Source organism: Cupriavidus sp. DF5525 (genome assembly GCF_040149425.2).
Lineage (GTDB): Bacteria > Pseudomonadota > Gammaproteobacteria > Burkholderiales > Burkholderiaceae > Cupriavidus > Cupriavidus pickettii_A.
In genome coordinates, this window is record NZ_CP168266.1 from 706,365 (window position 1) to 723,887 (window position 17,523).

Annotated in this window: 16 protein-coding genes; 6 read left to right on the top strand and 10 right to left on the bottom strand. The window is 62.5% G+C overall.

What is annotated here, in order from left to right:
* Positions 1–33: 33 nt before the first annotated feature.
* Positions 34–990 (top strand): tripartite tricarboxylate transporter substrate binding protein, encoded by a 957-nt coding sequence (locus tag ABNX08_RS24455; protein ID WP_022538281.1) that lies wholly within the window; start codon positions 34–36, stop codon positions 988–990.
* 58 nt (positions 991–1,048) lie between these two features.
* Here ABNX08_RS24455 and ABNX08_RS24460 read toward each other — a convergent pair whose 3' ends face one another.
* The 3 genes from ABNX08_RS24460 to ABNX08_RS24470 all read right to left on the bottom strand — a co-directional run bounded on the left by ABNX08_RS24460 (position 1,049) and on the right by ABNX08_RS24470 (position 4,117).
* Positions 1,049–1,627: a hypothetical protein gene (locus ABNX08_RS24460; RefSeq protein ID WP_374063727.1), complete on the bottom strand. Its 579-nt coding sequence runs from the start codon at positions 1,625–1,627 to the stop codon at positions 1,049–1,051.
* 77 nt (positions 1,628–1,704) lie between these two features.
* Positions 1,705–3,111: a selenium-binding protein SBP56-related protein gene (locus tag ABNX08_RS24465; protein WP_022538283.1), complete on the bottom strand. Its 1,407-nt coding sequence runs from the start codon at positions 3,109–3,111 to the stop codon at positions 1,705–1,707.
* A 181-nt stretch (positions 3,112–3,292) separates the two neighbouring features.
* The gene (locus ABNX08_RS24470) at positions 3,293–4,117 is read right to left on the bottom strand and encodes an IclR family transcriptional regulator (protein ID WP_022538284.1); all 825 of its coding nucleotides are present in this window, start codon (positions 4,115–4,117) and stop codon (positions 3,293–3,295) included.
* 324 nt (positions 4,118–4,441) lie between these two features.
* On the opposite strand from ABNX08_RS24470, the gene ABNX08_RS24475 reads away from it, so the two are divergent.
* From ABNX08_RS24475 to ABNX08_RS24485, 3 genes are read left to right on the top strand one after another with little or no spacing between them, the layout of a single operon-like run.
* Positions 4,442–5,461: a tripartite tricarboxylate transporter substrate binding protein gene (locus ABNX08_RS24475; protein WP_022538285.1), complete on the top strand. Its 1,020-nt coding sequence runs from the start codon at positions 4,442–4,444 to the stop codon at positions 5,459–5,461.
* A gap of 60 nt (positions 5,462–5,521) precedes the next feature.
* Positions 5,522–6,721 (top strand): CaiB/BaiF CoA-transferase family protein, encoded by a 1,200-nt coding sequence (locus ABNX08_RS24480; RefSeq protein WP_022538286.1) that lies wholly within the window; start codon positions 5,522–5,524, stop codon positions 6,719–6,721.
* On the top strand, positions 6,718–7,590 hold the full coding sequence (locus ABNX08_RS24485; RefSeq protein ID WP_022538287.1) for a citryl-CoA lyase: 873 nt from the start codon (positions 6,718–6,720) through the stop codon (positions 7,588–7,590). Before ABNX08_RS24480 ends, ABNX08_RS24485 begins: the two co-directional genes overlap by 4 nt.
* Positions 7,591–7,651: 61 nt before the next feature.
* Here the strand turns inward: ABNX08_RS24485 and ABNX08_RS24490 are convergent, their stop codons facing one another.
* From ABNX08_RS24490 to ABNX08_RS24510, 5 genes are all read right to left on the bottom strand, one after another.
* Positions 7,652–8,572 (bottom strand): SMP-30/gluconolactonase/LRE family protein, encoded by a 921-nt coding sequence (locus tag ABNX08_RS24490; RefSeq protein WP_041682025.1) that lies wholly within the window; start codon positions 8,570–8,572, stop codon positions 7,652–7,654.
* An 82-nt stretch (positions 8,573–8,654) separates the two neighbouring features.
* Positions 8,655–9,635, bottom strand: coding sequence for a tripartite tricarboxylate transporter substrate binding protein (locus ABNX08_RS24495; RefSeq protein ID WP_022538289.1), 981 nt, complete (start codon positions 9,633–9,635; stop codon positions 8,655–8,657).
* A gap of 107 nt (positions 9,636–9,742) precedes the next feature.
* Positions 9,743–10,690: an NAD(P)-dependent oxidoreductase gene (locus tag ABNX08_RS24500; RefSeq protein WP_022538290.1), complete on the bottom strand. Its 948-nt coding sequence runs from the start codon at positions 10,688–10,690 to the stop codon at positions 9,743–9,745.
* The gene (locus ABNX08_RS24505) at positions 10,687–11,370 is read right to left on the bottom strand and encodes an RraA family protein (protein WP_022538291.1); all 684 of its coding nucleotides are present in this window, start codon (positions 11,368–11,370) and stop codon (positions 10,687–10,689) included. Before ABNX08_RS24505 ends, ABNX08_RS24500 begins: the two co-directional genes overlap by 4 nt.
* Before the next feature lie 43 nt (positions 11,371–11,413).
* Positions 11,414–12,394, bottom strand: coding sequence for a tripartite tricarboxylate transporter substrate binding protein (locus tag ABNX08_RS24510; protein ID WP_349605010.1), 981 nt, complete (start codon positions 12,392–12,394; stop codon positions 11,414–11,416).
* A 95-nt stretch (positions 12,395–12,489) separates the two neighbouring features.
* On the opposite strand from ABNX08_RS24510, the gene ABNX08_RS24515 reads away from it, so the two are divergent.
* On the top strand, positions 12,490–13,260 hold the full coding sequence (locus ABNX08_RS24515) for an IclR family transcriptional regulator (RefSeq protein WP_041682026.1): 771 nt from the start codon (positions 12,490–12,492) through the stop codon (positions 13,258–13,260).
* A 255-nt stretch (positions 13,261–13,515) separates the two neighbouring features.
* Here ABNX08_RS24515 and ABNX08_RS24520 read toward each other — a convergent pair whose 3' ends face one another.
* Both ABNX08_RS24520 and ABNX08_RS24525 read right to left on the bottom strand, forming a co-directional pair.
* Positions 13,516–14,733, bottom strand: coding sequence for a glutamate carboxypeptidase (locus tag ABNX08_RS24520; RefSeq protein WP_022538294.1), 1,218 nt, complete (start codon positions 14,731–14,733; stop codon positions 13,516–13,518).
* A 149-nt stretch (positions 14,734–14,882) separates the two neighbouring features.
* The gene (locus ABNX08_RS24525; protein WP_022538295.1) at positions 14,883–16,187 is read right to left on the bottom strand and encodes a D-amino acid dehydrogenase; all 1,305 of its coding nucleotides are present in this window, start codon (positions 16,185–16,187) and stop codon (positions 14,883–14,885) included.
* A gap of 369 nt (positions 16,188–16,556) precedes the next feature.
* Here ABNX08_RS24525 and ABNX08_RS24530 point away from each other — a divergent pair, with 369 nt between their 5' ends.
* Positions 16,557–17,477, top strand: coding sequence for an ornithine cyclodeaminase family protein (locus tag ABNX08_RS24530; RefSeq protein ID WP_022538296.1), 921 nt, complete (start codon positions 16,557–16,559; stop codon positions 17,475–17,477).
* Positions 17,478–17,523 lie beyond the last annotated feature (46 nt).

Here is a 17,523-nt window from a genome sequence, read left to right on the forward strand (position 1 = left end):
CACACCGGGTCGTGAGAACACAGGAGACAACCGATGAAAAAGCTGATTGCATCCGTGCTGCTGGGCGCAGCCATGGTTACCGCGCATGCCGCGTGGCCGGAAAAACCCGTGACACTGCTCGTTCCCTTTCCCGCGGGCGGATCGACCGACAATGTCGCCCGCATCCTCGGGGCCAGGCTGCAGGCGCAGTTTGGCGGCAGCTTCGTGGTCGACAACAAGCCGGGCGCAGCCGGCATGATCGGCGCCGCAGTGGCCAAGCGCGCACCGGCCGATGGCTACACCGTGTTCGTGTCGTCGCTGGGGCCGTTCGTGATCGGTCCGCACCTGGTGAAGAATCCCGGCTACGATCCGCTGAAGGACTTTGACTACATCAGCGTCGCGGTGCAGGCACCCAACGTGCTGGCGATTCCCGTCAATTCGCCGCACAAGAGCCTGCAGGATGTCATCGCTTTCGAGAAGGCCAATCCCAACAAAATGACGTTCGCCTCTGCCGGCAATGGCACCAGCGACCACCTTACCGCGGAGCTGTTCTGGCAGCAGACCGGCACCACCGGCATCCATGTTCCCTACAAGGGCGGCGCGCCGGCGATGAATGACCTGCTCGGCGGCCAGGTCGATGCCACCTTCATGAACATCAACACCGCCGTGCCGCATATCAAGGCCGGCAAGCTGCGCGCGCTCGCCATCACCAGCAACAAGCGCTCGCCGATCCTGCCAGATGTGCCGACCATGGAGGAGTCCGGGTTCAAGGGCGTGACGGTCTACTCCTGGCAGGCCGTGGCCGCGCCGAAGGGGTTGCCGCCGGAGATCAAGGCCAAGCTGCATGCCGCCGTCGTCGCGGCGCTCAACGACCCGGCGGTCAAGCCCAAGCTGCTCGAGGTGGGCTTCGAGATCGTCGCCAATACGCCGGAGCAGTTCACGGCGTTCCAGGCGTCGGAGTATGCGCGCTGGAAGAAGGTCATCGAGGTGGGCAAGATCACGGCGGATTGAGGCCGGCCAGCCCGGACAATGCCATCGACGATCCAAACGGCGTTGTCCGGGCGTGAGCTCAGGTTGCAAGCACCAATGCCAGCCCCCCGACCAGGATGAGGCTGCAGGCCCAGACCTTATCCAGGTTGAACCAGCTCCGCGACACGAACTTCAGTCCGAGGTAGCGGTAGACCAGCCATGCCAGGACACCGCCCACCGCGATCATGGCCAGGGTATGCACGACGGCGACCACCAGCGCCATGCCCAGGTTGGCGCTGGCCAGCGCGGAAGCCGCCTGATGTCCCGGGTCGGTATCGGCACGGCAAAGTCCCAGATAGATCGGCACCAGCATCAGCCCGGCGCCGTGCGCGATCGCCACGGCAAACGACCATAGCGCGAGCCGCGATGGCGCGATGCGCACCAGCGCCCGTGGATGGCGCTGCCAGATCAGCAGCGCGACGCCAAAGCCCATGACGAGCACAGCCGCGCCGATCCGGATCTGCGCTTGCCATGCGAGCAGCGCGGCAAGCATGCCGAATGGCAGCGTCACCGCAAACACCGCCAGCGCGTGCCCGAAGGCGAGATACCCCAGCGCCGTGATCAGCGCGCGCTGGCTTTGCGCCAGCAACCCGTTCGACACCGCCAGCGGCCAGCCCATCGCGGGGTTGAGCCCGTGATAGAGGCCGCTTGCCAGGACCGCCGACCAGAGGCCGAGCTGCTCCCAGGAGTTGCCGATCAAGGTCTGACCGACGGATAGCAGAACGAATCGGTCGAGCAGTCCCCGCCTTCCAGCCGGATCTGGTGAGCCCGGTAGCCTTCCGGGAAATCGACCCAGTAGTCATCGGCCAGCGTCAGGCCGCCGTTGGGACCGGCATGCGCCATTACCTGCGTCCCGGGAACGCCGTCGGGGTAGAACTGGTTGTCCCAGGTCGAGTAGAGCGAGTTGGTCCAATAGACGCGCTTGCCGTCGCGGCTGATCTCGACCATCTGCGGACCGCCCGTGAAGGGCTTGCCATTCGGATGCGGCGTGCGCCGCGCAATGCCGCCGATATGGACCGATCCGGAGAGCTTCGGCTTGCGCGGGTCCGTCACATCGTACTGGCGCATCTCGCCCGTGCCCCAGCAGGAGACATAGAGGAACTTGTCGTCGAGGGACAGATCGATGTCGGTCACCAGCGGCGGCACGGCGCCAAATCCCTGCAACAGCGGCGGCAGCTGATCGGCTGCGGCAGGTTCAGGCGGAATGGTCGCCGTCTTCTCGACGTGGAACTTGCCGCCTTCGCGCCACCAGGTCCAGATCGAGCCTTCCAGGTTGGTGGTGTCGACCACCACGCCAACGAAGCCGTATTCCCGGATCGGGTCGTGCGCCGGCCTCACTTCCAGGGCCATCTGGTGATTGGCGCCGAGGTCGAGCGTCTGCACGTTGCGCCGCGCGCGCAGGTCCCAGAAATGCAGCTTGTGGCCGTACTTGTTGGACAACAGGTCCTCGGCCACGATGCCGTTCTCGAATTGCGGCGGCAGGGCCCATTCGCTGGACACCATGTAGTCGCGCGGCAGGTTCCACCAGAAGTCGTAATGCTTCTCCTGCGCGCCGCGGTCGATCTCCCATCGGCCGAGGACGTCGAAGGTTTCGCAATCCATGATGAAGATGCCGGGAGGGCCGTCCGTACCATCCTTGCCGCCACCGCCAAGCGTGCTCACGTAGATGCCCTCAGGTCCGCAATGGATGGTATGGGGCCTTGAGTAGCCTGTCTTGCGGAAGACTTCGTCGGGCTCGATGATCTTGTGGATGCGCGCCTGGGTCGGATGCGGCTTGGTGTCCACGATGTATATGCGCGAAGAGCGCATGCCCGGAATGACCAGGTAGCGCCGCTCGAGGAAAGCGTGGCCGGTCAGTGGCGACAGCGCCGACGAGCATGCATTCCACCCGAAGTGATGCAGCTCGTCGCCCGTGTTCGCCATCGGCACGGTGTGCACCACCGTGCTGTAGGTGGGCGAGCCGGGTTTGACATCGATCACCGCGAGGGCGTCTGGCTTGGAGGCGTCGGGGCTGAGCAGCAGCGTATAAGCAAATGCTTCCGCTGGCGCGCTCATTGCAAGTTCCGGCGAGGCGTGAAACGTCGGATCTGGCCGCATGTTCATGGGTGAGCCCTCCTGGTTCTGCCGGATCACACGTCGCAAGCTCACCGCAATATCGCCGAAACGGGCTTCCGATGTGCACTTCGAGCCTACTTAGACTAGGACGTTCTCAATTCCTAGTCAACGCGAGAGGCACGGGCGCGCTGGCGCGGCGCGCAGGCTGGCTGCAGAAAAAACGCGCTGGCTACATCGCTTCCTGAGCGCTGATGGCGCCGCTGCCAATGATCTGCTCCATATGCAGCTTCGAAACACCGGCATCGAAACGGGCGCGATTGCCGCCGAGAATCTCGGTTGCCTGCCCCGCGACCTTCAGCAGCGTTGCCACGGCCGCGAACATGGTCGGCGCAGCGCTTAGTCTCTGCTTCGGCCCGGACAACGTCAGGGCTCCTACCAGTTCTCCCATGGCACCGAATACAGGCGCTGAGGCAGCAGCGGTTTCGGCATCCCGCTCGCCATATGACACTGCCCAAAGGCGCTCGCGCACCTCGCGCCAGCGCGGGTCGTTGGGCTCGCTGAAGGCGAGCAGCACCTTGCCCGAGGCGCCGCGGTCGATGGGGAATTCATCGCCGACACCGATCGACACGCGTACGGCGCGCGCCGGCTCGACGCGATACAGCACGAGTCGCCGATCCCCTTGCCGGACGTAGAACGATGCAGTCTCGCCGAGTTCGCGGCTGAGCTGCTCCAGCAGGTGCTCGATGACGGGACCGACACGGAACGAGCGCTGATAAATGGCCGCCAGCCGCAGTGGCTGCGGGCCGATCGCATACTGCCCGTCCTCCAGCTTGCGAATAAAGCCGCCGTGCTCCAGGGCAGCCAGCAGGCGTAACACAGTGCTCTTGTACAGATTCGTGCGGCGGGACAGCTCCGTCAGCGTCAGGCGCTCATCGGTCGGACCGAATGCGCCAAGGATGGCAAAAGCGCGATCCAGTACGGCCACGCCGCTGGAACCCTCGGATGCAGCGGCGTCGGTAACGTCACGCGACGCGGATGTTTGGTTCTCGTCCATGGATTGGATCTCCAGATAGTTCTGCCTAGTAGAACACAACGCCAGAAATGGCGAAAGATAAGGGTATACCCTCCTACTCCTCGCATTGGCTTGGCACTAAAGTTCTATTCAATAGAACATCGTTCTATCAAGAAGAACAGAAAAAGGGCGATGAGCGCTGGGCAGGTTCGTCCGTCGAGCCCGTAGACGGCACTGGCAGTCCCCCGGCAAAGCGCATCGCGCTGCCAGCCGACCAACGGCGCAGTGCGCCACCTTCCCGCATTTCTTAACCAGAGCGACACGCTCGTCGGACGGACACATGCAGCCGTCTGAACAGGAGACGACATGAATCACAATTTCCCTAATCACCGGATCGCCACGGCGCCTGGGCAAACCTTTGATCGCGCCCTGCTTGGCTGTGCCTTGTCGGCGTTGCTCGCCGTTGGCGCCACAGGCGCAATTGCGGCCGATGCCTACCCCTCGCAGCCGGTCCGGCTGATCGTGCCATTCCCACCCGCTGGCGGCACCGACGTGCTGTCGCGGCTGGTGTTCAACAAGATCGGCATGGCCACCAAGTGGAACGTGGTGGTGGAGAACCGCGCCGGTGCCGGCGGCAATATCGGGCTCGATAGCGTGGCCAAGGCAAAGGCCGACGGCTACACGCTGGGCATGGGACAGACCGCCAACCTCGCGATCAATCCCGCGCTGTACCCCAAGATGCCCTACAACGCGCAGAAGGATTTCACGCCGGTGGCGCTCGTGGCAGCACAGCCGGTGGTGCTGATCGTGCGCAACGACGCGCCCTACAAGAACGTTGCCGAGCTGGTGGCCGCGGCCAAGGCGAAGCAACTGTCGATGGCGTCCGCCGGCACGGGCACGGTCGGACACCTGACCGGCGAGATGTTCGCGCGGCGCGCCGGCATCAAGCTGCTGCATGTGCCGTACAAGGGTGCCTCGCCAGCGCTGACCGACCTGATGGGCGGGCAGACCGATTTCTATTTCGCCACGCCGCCAATTGCCATGCCCATGATCAAGGCCGGCAAGGTCCGCGCGCTGGCGGTGACCTCGGCCAAGCGCATGCCGTTGCTGTCGGCGGTGCCTACCATTGCAGAGTCAGGCTACGCCGGCTTCCAGGCGGAAGACTGGAAGGCGCTGGTGGCGCCGGCCGGCACGCCGCCGGAGGTGGTGGCGCGCCTGAATGCCGAGGTCAACAAGGCGCTGGCGCAGCCGGACACCATCAGCAAGCTGCGTGAAGAAGGCAGCGAGCCGCGCGGCGGCTCGGCCAAGGACCTGGGCGCCTTTATCCAGAGCGAGAACACGCGCTGGGGCGAAATCGTGCGCCAGTCCGGCGCGCGCGTCGAATAATCCATCCAGTCGCGCTACGGCGGCCGTGCCGTCGTGGCGCCACGCCATCGGAAGCCAGCCATGCAAAAGCCCTTGCGCAATATCCGCGTGCTCGACCTCACCAACGTGCTGGCCGGGCCATTCTGCTGCCACCAGCTCGCCCATATGGGTGCCGAGGTCATCAAGGTAGAGACCCCCGGCACCGGCGACCTGGCGCGCCAGCTCGGCGCCGATGCCGAGCTGAACCAGCGCCTGATGGGGGTGTCGTTCCTGGCGCAGAACCCCGGCAAGCAGTCGATCACCATCAACCTCAAGCATGCGCGCGGCAAGGAAGTGTTCCGCAAGCTGGTACGCAGCGCCGACGTGCTGGTCGAGAACTTCCGCCCCGGCGTGATGGACCGGCTTGGCCTGGGCTACGAAACGCTGAAGCAGGACAACCCGCGCCTGATCTACTGCGCGATCTCCGGCTTCGGCCAGGACGGTCCGCTGGCGGAGCTGCCGGCCTATGACCAGATCATCCAGGGTATGTCTGGCGTGATGAGCATCACCGGCGATCCGCAGACCGCGCCGTACCGGGTCGGCTATCCGGTGTCGGACACCATCGGCGGCCTGACCGCGGCCTTTGCCGTGGCGGCGTCGCTGGCGGACCACCAGCGCACCGAGGGCTATTTCATCGACGTGTCGATGCTGGAGGCTACGCTTGCCACCATGGGCTGGGTGGTCTCCAACCACCTGATCGCGGGCAAGACCCCGGCGCCGATGGGCAACGAGAACATGACCGCGAGCCCGTCGGGCACCTTCCGCACCGGCGACGGCCTGCTCAATATCGCCGCCAACAAGCAGGAGCAGTTCGAGGCCGTGTGTCGCGTGGTGGGCAAGCCCGAGCTGGCCACCGACGAGCGCTTTGCCCAACGCCAGGCACGGCTGGCCAACCGCGCCGCGCTGACCGCGGCGCTGGAAGCGGAACTGGCAAAGAAGTCGGCCACGGACTGGTGGCCGCTGCTGAACGATGCCGGCGTGCCGGCGGGCCCGGTCCTGAGCGTGCCCGACACGCTGGCGCATCCGCAAGTGCGCGACCGCGGCATGATCGGTGAATTCGCCAATGCCACTGGCGTCGGCCGCGACATCCGCATTGTGCGTACCGGCTTCAAGCTCAACCGCGAGGCCCCGGCAGTCGACACGCCGCCGCCCGAACTGGGCCAGCATACCCGCGAGATCCTGGGCAACCTGGGCTATAGCGACGCAGATATCAACCAACTCAGCGAGGAGCGCGCGATATGAGCAGCATCGACCAGGACGCCAACGCCGGCGATAACACCATGGACCCCGGCCAGCGCCTGTCGCAGGACTGGTGGCGTACCGAAATCATCGACATGCGCCCGGGCGAGATCCGCTACCGCGGCTATCCCATCGAGCAACTGATCGGCCACGTCTCGTTCGCGCAGATGATCTGGCTGATGCTGCGCGGCGAGCTGCCCGGCCCGGGCCAGGGCGAGCTGCTCGACGCGGCGCTGATGGCCGCGGTGGACCACGGCCCACAGGCGCCCAGCATCGCCATCGCACGCATGGCCGCGACCTGTGGGGTGGGGCTCAACAATGCGATGGCCTCCGCCGTCAACGTGCTGGGCGATGTGCATGGTGGCGCCGGCGAGCAGGCGGTGGCGCTGTACGAAGACGTCGCTGCCCGCGTCGATGCCGGCAACACCATGGACGATGCGGTTGCCGCGGCGTTGCAGCAGTATCGCGACCATCATGGCAAGTTCGTCTCGGGCTTCGGCCACCGCTTCCACCCCGTCGACCCACGCGCGCCGCGCCTGCTGGCGCTGGTGGACCAGGCCGCGGCCAACGGCGTGGTCCAGGGGCGCTACGCAGCGATCGCGCGGGCCATCGAACAGGCGCTGGCCGCGGGCCGCAGCAAGCCGATCCCGATGAATATCGACGGCGCCACTGCCGTCATCTATGCCGAACTCGATTTCCCCGCACCGCTGGCGCGCGGGCTGTTCTGCCTGTCGCGCTCGGTCGGCATCCTGGCGCATGCGTGGGAGCAGACCAACCAGGGTGGCCGCAACAAGGGGCCCATCCCGCGCCAGTTCCTGTGGACCTATGACGGCACGCCGCAGCGCGACGTGCCGGAGGCGCCGGAGCGTTGAGGCCTTGATCACGTCTCGCGACGAGCGAGACGATCACTACCGCATTCGATAGCCGTTCGATTTACTCGAATGTCCGATGATTTTTCACGCCTGGCACCGACATGACAGTTTTCAGAATCTCGCCCGTCGTTGAATCCGTAATGTAAAGCGTGCTTCGATCCGGCCCGCCAAACGCCAGGTTCGTCAGCGAATGGCCAGCCGTGCCACGGATGACCTCGACCGGCTCGGCACGATGATTGAGGACCCATACGTAGGCGAGCCCCGGGTTGGCGACCAGCAGACGACCATCAGTGTCCATTGCGAGCCCGTCCGGTCCACTGGGTCCGTAAGACGTGAAGAACTGCCCAGCCTTGGATACGCTGCCGTCCTCCTGCATGGGCATGCGCCAGACGCAGTTGCCGCGCGTGACGGCAACAAACAGAAAGCGCTCGTCTGGCGACAGTACGATGCCATTCGGGCTCGGCACATTGGCGAGCAGCAGTTCGAGCCGGCCTTCGCGCGTCAGCCGATAGACCCTGCCTGTGGGGTCATGCAGGCCGGTCTGGCCTTGATCGGTGAAATAAACGTTCCCCCGGGAATCCAACGTCAGGTCATTGACGCCTTTGAAGCTTTCGGTATTGCGGCGTGGCAGGTACGGCCGGACATTGCCGGCGCGCAGGTCAACTTCCATCAGCCCGTTGCGGTAGTCCGTGACAAGCAGAGACTGAGGACCCAGGAATTTCATCCCATTGGGCTCGCCGTCCCATTCGGCAACCAGATCCCAATCGCCTTTCGGGTCAATCCTGAAGATCCGCCCATTAGGAATATCGGTGACGTACAGGTTGCCTTCGTCATCGACGACGGGGCCCTCGAGAAAGGAGTCGATTTCACGACCACCCTGGTTTGCCCTTGACCATTCGGTTCGCCGCGGACTTCGATAGCGGGCAGGAAGGCTGGAAAACGACTCCGCTTCTCGTATGGTCGGTGGATTCAGCAGAAACATGTCCTGACACCTGTTGTTAGTCTCGATAGCAGTTGATACCTGGAGGCCCACCCGCGGCCGCTCACCGGCAAACAATCGGCCATTACTGCTTTTGAAACCCCGTACCGCGGGCAACCTTCCCCCAGAATGCGGTTCTGTTGGCCACTTCGGTTCTGAATGTCCCGGCATCCCAATAACCCGGCTCGGCACCGATGCTTTCAGCATAGGTCCGCATGTCCGACGTGGCCATCGCCTTGCCCACTTCCTTCTGGATGCGATCCAGCACATCGGCGGGTGTGCCCTTGGGTGCCCACAACCCGGTGAAATTCATCACACCGTAACCACTGACGCCGGCCTCGGCGAATGTCGGAACGTTGGCCAACGCAGGCAAGCGTTTGGTACCGCTGACGGCCAGCACGGTCAGCTTGTTACCCTTGACCTGTCCGATGACGCCCGGGATGGAGGCGATCTGGAAGTCGACAGTACCGCTCAGCAGCGCAACGGTAGCCTCTCCGGCGCCTTTGAACGGCACATGCATGAAGTGCGTGCCCGCGGCGATGCCAAAAGCTTCGCTGGCGAAGTGGGGGGTTGAACCAGGTCCGCCCGACCCATACGAAACCTTGTCATCAGCTTTCGCCGCGGCAATCAGATCGGCCAGCGTCTTGTATTTGCCACCAGTTTTGACAACCACGCCCATGGGCGCAAACACGTATGCCGCAACCGGCTGCAGGTCCTTTGCAGGATCAAAGGGCAGCGTCTTGAAGATGTGGGGCAGCAGCGCGTAGGTTGTATCGTTGGCCAACAGCGTGTAACCATCCGGCGCGGCGCGGGCGACCTGGGAGGTGCCGATCGTTCCCGTCGCGCCGGCCTTGTTTTCCACGTAGAAGCTCTGGCCGGTCTGCTCGGAGAGTCGCTGCGCCATTTTCCGGGTGACAGCGTCCACGGCGCCGCCAGGCGGGTAGGGCACGATGATCTTGACGGGCTTGCCAGGCCAGCCTTGCGCTTGAGCGACCATCGACATGGCGGCAAGGGTGGCGAACGCCAGGCCTCGGAGCTTCCATGCTCCGCCTTCCTTCTTTTTCATGCTGTCTCCATAGTTCTTATATACCGCGTGAAGAGCTGGATAAGCGGTAGGGCGCGTGCATCATGGGAAAACGAGGCGCGACGCACCGCCAGTCCGGCACCAACACGCTACTGCTGTCCGACTGCCGGCTCGCGAACTTTGCTCAGGACCGCGATGGTGTTGGTCGCGGCAGCGACACCCATATTGATGTAGGCCGCACTGGTCACGCCCCCGATATGCGGGCTCAGCACAAAGCCAGGCTGCCCGTGGAAAATATGGGGCGACGACAGCGGCTCGCGCGCAAAGCTATCCAGGCCGGCCGCCGCCACGCGCCCCGACTGAACGGCTTCGAGCAGCGCCGCTTCATCGATCAGCCCGCCCCGGGCGGTATTGATGATGATTACGCCGGGCTTGCAACGCGCAAGTGTGCTGGCATTGACCATTTCCTTGTTCTCGGCCGTCAACGGGCATTGCAGCGAGATGACATCCGAGGCCTCCCAGATCCTTTCCAGCGGGACAGCTTCTATATAGTCGGGCAGGTCCGTGGCGAACGGATCGAAACCAATCACACGCATGCCGATTGCGTCGCACATCCTGGCGAACCGTCGGCCGATGGCACCCAGGCCGACGAGTCCGACCGTCAGGCCATTCAGTTCCAGGCTCTTGTGCGTCGCTTTGTCCCAGTGGCCGGCATGCATGCGCGCATCCAGTTGCACCACCGCCTTGGCGCACGCAAGCATCAGCGCCAGCGCATGTTCGGCGACGGCGGCGGCATTTGCCCCGGCCGCTGCGGTCACCTTGATGCTGCGCGCCTCCGCAGCGGCTTTGTCAATGGTGTCGGTGCCGGTGCCGTGTTTCGAAATCACCTTCAAGGCGGGTGCTGCGTCCATGACTTCGGCGGTTACGCTGCCGTAGCGCACGATAATGCCGACCGGGTTGTGCTTCCTTGCCAGTGCCACGAGATCGGCGGTCTGCGGAGTCTTCCCCGCGAATACGATCTTATAGTCGCTCAGCAGCGCGAGGGCTTCCGGCGCGAGGTCGGCACCCGTGACGATAATGACTGGCTTGTTCGTCACAGCGCTTCTCCCTGCTTCAGGACGCCCGCCGTCACCAGCGATGCCAGCAGCCAGGGCGCGGTGGTATTGCCCTCCTTGATCTGGGCAATGCGCCTGGCCTCCGCCTCTTCCTTCTTTGCGGCGGCATCGAGCAAGGCTTCGATCTTTTCGCGCTCCACCACCACCAATCCATCGGCATCGCCGCAGATGAAATCGCCGGGATTCACCGTGACGCCACCGACAGAAATGGGATGCCCGATGCGGCCGCCAACTTCCTTGGTCGGGCCATTAGGGTTCGTGCCGACCGAAAAGACCGGAAACTGCATCTCCTCTAGTTCGATACTGTCGCGGACGGCGCCATCGAGGACAACGCCGGCCAGGCCGCGTTGGCGAGCGGCATGCATCATGATCGTTCCCATCAGCGCCGAGGTCTGATCCCCCTTGCCGTCGACGACCAGGACATCACCGGGCTGCGCAAGGGCAAGTGCGGCATGGATCATCAGGTTATCGCCGGGGCGAACTTCGACGGTGAATGCTGTCCCGGCGACCTTCATGGTGGGCCGCAAAGCCTTGATGCGACCATGCAGCGCGCCGCGGCGTCCGCCGACATCGGAGAGAATTGCAGGCTGGATTTTGGCGGCCCGCGCCACGATCTCGGCAGGCACGCGCTCAAACGATTTGATGATGTTGGGCAAAGTCATGGTTGACTCCAGGCAATATGAAAGGGATAGGAGGATGCAGGCGTCAATCCAGCTTGGTGCCGGACGCCTTGATGACCGATGCCCAGCGGAAGATGTCCTGCTTGACTAGCGCACTGAACGCCTCAGGCGTGCCACCCAGCACCGATGCACCTTGTTCATTCAGCTTCTTGGCGAGCTCCGGGGATTTGAGCGCCTTGTTGAACTCGGTGTTGAGGCGCACCACGATGTCCTTCGGTGTCGCGGCGGGCGCGACGAAGCCGAACCAGGTCGCGGTATCAAAGCCGGGATAGCCCAACTCGGCCACTGTCGGCACCTGAGCCAGGTCTTGCAAACGCTTCGGTGACGTCACCGCGAGCGGCCGCAACCTGTTGTTCTTGATATGCCCTAGCAACGTCGGCACGGATGCCATGTACAGATCGACTTGTCCGCCCATCAGGTCGTTGACTGCCTGCGCGGCACCCTTGTACGGAACATGGGTGAACTTCACCTTCGCGGTCGTTTGCAGCAGCTCGCCGCCAAGGTGCGCCACCGTTCCGTTGCCGGGCGACGCGAAATTGATCGCTCCGGGCTTTGCCTTGGCAGCCTGGATCACGTCCTTCATCGTCTTGTAAGGCGAGTTGACGTGCGTGACCAGCACCAGCGGCGCGGAGGCGACCAGGCTGGTGGGCGCCAGATCCTTCAATGGGTCATACGGCAACCGTTCGTACAGCGAGGGGTTGATGGCAAGGTTGCTGGTCTGCCCCATGACGATGGTGTAGCCATCGGCCGGGGCTTTGGCGGCTGCGTCCACCCCGAGGTTGCCACCGGAGCCTGGCTTGTTCTCCACCACAAACACCCATCCCGTCGACTTGGCAACCGTATTGGTCACCTCGCGCGCGATGATGTCTGTCCCGCCGCCGGCGGGAAAAGGGACGATGACCCTGATGGGCTTGGTCGGGTACTGGGGAGCTGCATGCGTGGTGGCGGATGCCACAACCAGCCCTGCGGCGAGGACCAACATGCAGCGACGGGAAATTGCCTTCATTACTGTCTCCGAATCTCGTTTCGTTGTGATTGGATTGTTGTCGATCGTTTCACGGCATACAATGGCGTTTCATGCTGTGCAACATGTTCCGCCTTATGAATCGAAATAGTGAGCTTGGCAGCACTCCTGCGGGCGACGACGCTGCGGGCACCGTGATAGCGGTGACCCGCGCCCTGCGTGTGCTCGAGGCATTCGGCGTCAATGATCCACAGCTGTCCCTGGCGGAACTGAGCCGGCGGACCGGCATCCACAAAACCACCGTGCTGCGGCTGGCCCGCACGTTGGCGGCAGATAACTACCTGGTGCAGAAGGAAGATGGGAACTGGCGCCTGGGGCGTGCAGCCGGATGGCTGGGCGCGTGCTACCAGGCAACCTTCAACGTGCAGGAAGTCGTGGAACCGGTGCTGCGAGAACTGACGATCAGGACCGGGGAAAGCGCTTCGTTCTACGTCCGTGAGGGGCAGCAGCGAACATGTCTTGTCCGCGTCGAAGGACCGCAGGCCATCCGCCATCACGTCCGAATCGGGGCGGCCCTGCCGCTGGACAGCGGTTCCCCTGGCCGGGTCATTCTGGCGTTCTCGGGAGAGCCCGGCGAACTCTATGAGATGATCCGCCGCCGCGGTTTCCATCTGTCGCTTGGCGAGCGCGAGCCCGAAGTCTCGAGCGTGTCAGCACCGGTATTTGGGCTGCACTGGCGGCTGCTGGGCTCGATGTGTATTTCGGGACCGACCTCCCGCTTGAGCGAAGCGCGGTTGTTGGAACTGGCCCAGACCGTTATGGACGCTGCAAACAAGCTCTCGTATGCCATGGCGGGCAGCCAACGGCCGGCGATGCACGTTGAGAAGCCGTCGACCTGGCATCCGTGATATCGGAGAAGAGACTCGATCCAGCTAATTCGGGTTACGCGCACCCCGTGTGAGGAACCGGAATTGGCCGGACTGCGATTGCCAAAAAATCAATCACATAACAGCTAATTCCGTCGCGGCTCGGCCGTCTCAGAACCTGAATTAGCCGGACTGCCGTGAAAAGAAGCGCGAATTGGCCGGACTGCGCCGCAGGCGCCTCTTGGTGCAAATTAATGACCTTTCATCCCAACCTCGAAATGCGACCTGGTTGTCGGTTTACTGCGTTGACAGCCGCATGAGCATGCGAGACAGAAGATAAAGGCGAGGTACGACCAAGTTGACGTCGGCGTACTCTTCCGTGGAATGCGGGTGTGCGCCTACCATGCCGAAACCGTCCAGAGTCGGCGTGCCGACGCCGGCTGTCAGACTTGCATCGGCAGCACCGCCGCTCATTTCAAGCCCAAGCTTTCTACCGATCTCTGCGTAGATCTCTTGCGCCTGTGCAGCGAGCTTATCGGTCGTGGGCGTTCGAGGCATGGGAGGGAAACCGCGGACCAGCTTCGCCGTCACTTTGGTGTCAGGTACGAGTGTGGTGCCTGATACGCGCACTAGATCGCGTTCAATCCGGTCAAATTCTTCCGGCACCGCAACGCGAACATCTCCGTAAGCGGTGGCGCTATCAGGGATCACGTTCGATACCGTGCCGGCCTTCACCACCGTCACACTCAAAGTAGTGAGCTTTGCCGGGTCGCCAAGTTTGTTCAGTTCCAGGATTTGGTGTGCCAACTCCGTGACGGCGTTTCGCCCTTTTTCCGGACCGGCCGCGTGCGAAGCCTTGCCCGTCACCTCAATGGTGAGAGTGCCGCTACCTTTTCGCTGGACTGTAAGGCCGTCATGTTCTCGTCCCGGCTCCAGGTTGAGCACGACATCATGCTGCTTTGCTTGCTGTTCGATCAAGGCGCGCGAGCCCTTGGAGCCTGTCTCCTCATTCGTGTTGAGCAGCAGCGTAATCTGGCCGTATTGCTTGAAGTCCAGCCCCTTCAGGACCTTCATCGCATAGATGCCGAGAACCACGCCGCCTTTGTTGTCGACGACTCCCGGGCCATATGCGCGACCATCGCTGATCCGGAACGGCCGCGTCGAGGCGGTACCATCGGGAAAGACGGTGTCCAGATGTGCCATCAAAAGTATCCGAGCCTTGCCGGTACCCTTCCAGGTTGCTAGGACATTACTGCCAGCAGCAGGCTTAGCCGACACTGTTTCGATCTGCGCGTCGGTTCTCTTCAGTTCGTCGACCACAACTGAGCTAACGGACTCGATGCCCGATGTACTCGCAGAACCGGAATCGATATTTACAAGGCGTTCCAGGAGGCTGAGTGCTTCCTCGCGATATTGCTCCGATTGTGCTAAAACCGCTTGGTTCGGTTCGGCGCCTCGTGTCGAGAGCGAAGCGCACAGCAAGAGCAAGGGAAAGGCCAGACGGATAGCGTGCACGGGGTTCTCCTCGATTGATTTCGTTTCTTTGCCAAAGGCTGCATGTGAGTTCGTGGCGCTCCACGGCCCCCATTGGCGGAGGCGACAGACTCATGGAGGGCGTACAACCGGCTGCGGTAAGTGGTCCGTGCAGCAACCGGCAAGGACGCTTAGTTCAGCGCGAGGTTAGGCGAGCCAAGTTTCCGGTAGTCGCGGCGCACGTTCCGACCTGCGAGCTGATATGGCGCCAGATCGAGAGCGGGTGAACGGCCGCACAAAGTGTCCGCGACGAGCTTGGCGCTGGCACAGGCAAGCGTGAAGCCAAGGGCTCCGTGTCCAGTGTTTAGATGAAGGTTCGACAAATTTGTCTTACCAAGGAGAGGCTTGCTGTCCGGCGTGGCCGGACGGGCGCCGGTCCAGACTTGTGCTCCGGAATAATCTCCAGCATTTGGCATCGTGGCCGCGGCTTGGGACCTGAGAAGCTCGATCCGGGCCGCATCGACGTGGGAGTCGGTGGGCGTCATATCAACCATTCCCGCGATTCGCAGGTGCTGACCGAGCTTGGCATAGACGATCTTATGATGCAGGTCTGTTACGCTCAACGCAGGGGCCTGATGTGCCTCCTCCACCGGAACAGTCAAGCTGTAACCCTTGAGCGGATACATCGGAAGTCGAATGCCGAGGTCGGCTGCCAGCTCTGAGCTGCCATTGCCGAGCGCGAGCACATACAAATCGGCATTGACATCGCCAGAATCGGTGCGCACCGCCACCACCTTGCCGCCTTCCCGGATGAGCCCGTGGACTCGATTGTTGAACAGGAAGTCGACTCCATACTTCTCTTTGGCGACACGACCAAGTTCGCGCGTGAAGAGATAACAATCGCCGGCGTCTTCGGAGGGGGTCAGGATGCCTCCGGCCAACTTGTCGCCCACTGCGTAAAGCGCAGGCTCTGCAAGCACGCACGCCTTCGCGTCCAGTGCACTTTGTTCGGCGCCAAACTTCGCCTGGAATTCCATCTGCCGTTTCGCACCTTCGAACTCGACAGGATCACGATACACAACAAGCTTGCCGCTCTTGCTGTGGGCGAAATCGATGCCTTCATCCAGCATGACATCGTTCATGACAGCTTTGCTGTAGGCGCCGAGCAACAGCATTTCCACCGTTGTCTGTCGACTACGGTCGGTAGTGCAATGACGAAGGAACTGCATGCACCAAGTCCATTGCGCCAGGCTCAGCCTGGGCCGGAAAAGCAATGGTGCTGTCTTACTGAGCAGCCACGCGGGTAAATGATGAAGGGCCGAGGGGCCGGCGAGCGGCGCGACGTAGCTGTAGCTGAGCTGGCCCCCATTTGCAAAGCTCGTCTCCACGCCGGCTTCCGGGTGTTGTTCGACGACAGTGACGCGATGACCTTCACGAGCCAGGAAGTAAGCGGTGGTCACGCCGACGACGCCGCCGCCAAGCACACATACATGCATAGTTTCGTTTGGGGTTGTTGTCCCAGTTACGTACTGGAGAGAGACGCTCGCTGTTGCAATTTCAGCGCTACACCAGTATGCGAACGTCTGTAAGTCGGCGCAATTGACAAAACGCTACCGGGTATAACCCTCAGTTAATCCACATTGAGACATCGGCGCGTGCGTCGCACATTCTCGGTGCCACATTCTCGGCGAAGCGTGCTAGGAGCCACTCCCGATAACTGCCGAAGCCGGTACACCCCTACGACATAGCCTCAGGTTAGACGGGCCAAAGAAAACGCATTAGACGAAGCCGCGTGATCGGGAAACAATCAGCCTTCTTTCATCACTATATGCAGGCTGCCCTTCGGCAGAAGCAGAAGACGCGATATGAAACTGATCACTGATGAGCAAGTCCGCAACGTTCTCACGATGAGCGAGAGCAGCGCGGTTGTGCGCGATGCGTTCATCGCAGCAGCACAGGGCGGCGCCGTAACCTTGCAACGGGCGCGCACCTATCATGACCATCTGACACTCAGTGTAATGGGGGGTATCGTCGCGCCCGCGGGAATGTGCGGTGCAAAGGTCTATTCGACCAATGCAGGGCAATTCGACTTCGTTGTTGTCCTCTTCGATGGCGCTGATGGTCACTACCTGGGTACCATCCAGGGCAACGCGTTGACGGAGTTTCGTACAGCGGCTACTACGCGAGTCGTGGTCGAGGCTCAAATGCCGCCGAACGCCTCCACACTGACGATTTTCGGGGCAGGGATTCAGGCCAAGGCCCATCTTACGGCGATGCTGGAACTTGGTGTTTTCCGCCGCGTCTTCATTGTGAGCAAGGGAGATGGCGAGGCACTGGCGACCACCTTTGCGCAAGCGTACCCGAGCGTTGCGTTCCAGACTGCGGAGGCTGTCAAGGCTGTGCCGGAAGCGGATGTGGTTATCACATGCACTCGCAGCCCCACGCCTTTGTTTGATGGAAAGCTCCTCAAGCCTCATGCATTCGTTGCAGCAATCGGCTCGAGTAAGCCACAGACGCGAGAGATCGACGATTCCACGCTGCAGCGCGCTGCCCGGATTATCGTCGAACACAAAGACCAGGCGCGAAAGGAAGCGGGCGACCTGGTTATGGCGCAAGACGGCGTCGTTGATTGGGATCGCGTTCTGGAGATTGGTGACGTGCTAACCGGAGACGCCTCTGCAAAAACTGCCCAAGGCATTGGAGTCTACAAATCGGTTGGTGTGGGGCTTGTAGACGTCGCCCTTTCGGCGCTGGTGTACAAGAAGCTCGTAGCAGCGGAATCGTAAGTCCCCCGCCTAGCATCGCTTCCTCTCTTGCGGTGCTAGTGCTGGC

What these genes read in the sequence shown, in the direction of transcription:
- ABNX08_RS24495 (WP_022538289.1), bottom strand. Translation starts at nt 9,635, where the DNA reads ATGAAAAAGAAGGAAGGCGGAGCATGGAAGCTCCGAGGCCTGGCGTTC.
- ABNX08_RS24485 (WP_022538287.1), top strand. Translation starts at nt 6,718, where the DNA reads ATGAGCAGCATCGACCAGGACGCCAACGCCGGCGATAACACCATGGAC.
- ABNX08_RS24475 (WP_022538285.1), top strand. Translation starts at nt 4,442, where the DNA reads ATGAATCACAATTTCCCTAATCACCGGATCGCCACGGCGCCTGGGCAA.
- ABNX08_RS24525 (WP_022538295.1), bottom strand. Translation starts at nt 16,187, where the DNA reads ATGCATGTATGTGTGCTTGGCGGCGGCGTCGTCGGCGTGACCACCGCT.
- ABNX08_RS24460 (WP_374063727.1), bottom strand. Translation starts at nt 1,627, where the DNA reads ATGGGCTGGCCGCTGGCGGTGTCGAACGGGTTGCTGGCGCAAAGCCAG.
- ABNX08_RS24530 (WP_022538296.1), top strand. Translation starts at nt 16,557, where the DNA reads ATGAAACTGATCACTGATGAGCAAGTCCGCAACGTTCTCACGATGAGC.
- ABNX08_RS24505 (WP_022538291.1), bottom strand. Translation starts at nt 11,370, where the DNA reads ATGACTTTGCCCAACATCATCAAATCGTTTGAGCGCGTGCCTGCCGAG.
- ABNX08_RS24465 (WP_022538283.1), bottom strand. Translation starts at nt 3,111, where the DNA reads ATGAACATGCGGCCAGATCCGACGTTTCACGCCTCGCCGGAACTTGCA.
- ABNX08_RS24490 (WP_041682025.1), bottom strand. Translation starts at nt 8,572, where the DNA reads ATGTTTCTGCTGAATCCACCGACCATACGAGAAGCGGAGTCGTTTTCC.
- ABNX08_RS24510 (WP_349605010.1), bottom strand. Translation starts at nt 12,394, where the DNA reads ATGAAGGCAATTTCCCGTCGCTGCATGTTGGTCCTCGCCGCAGGGCTG.
- ABNX08_RS24480 (WP_022538286.1), top strand. Translation starts at nt 5,522, where the DNA reads ATGCAAAAGCCCTTGCGCAATATCCGCGTGCTCGACCTCACCAACGTG.
- ABNX08_RS24515 (WP_041682026.1), top strand. Translation starts at nt 12,490, where the DNA reads ATGAATCGAAATAGTGAGCTTGGCAGCACTCCTGCGGGCGACGACGCT.
- ABNX08_RS24470 (WP_022538284.1), bottom strand. Translation starts at nt 4,117, where the DNA reads ATGGACGAGAACCAAACATCCGCGTCGCGTGACGTTACCGACGCCGCT.
- ABNX08_RS24455 (WP_022538281.1), top strand. Translation starts at nt 34, where the DNA reads ATGAAAAAGCTGATTGCATCCGTGCTGCTGGGCGCAGCCATGGTTACC.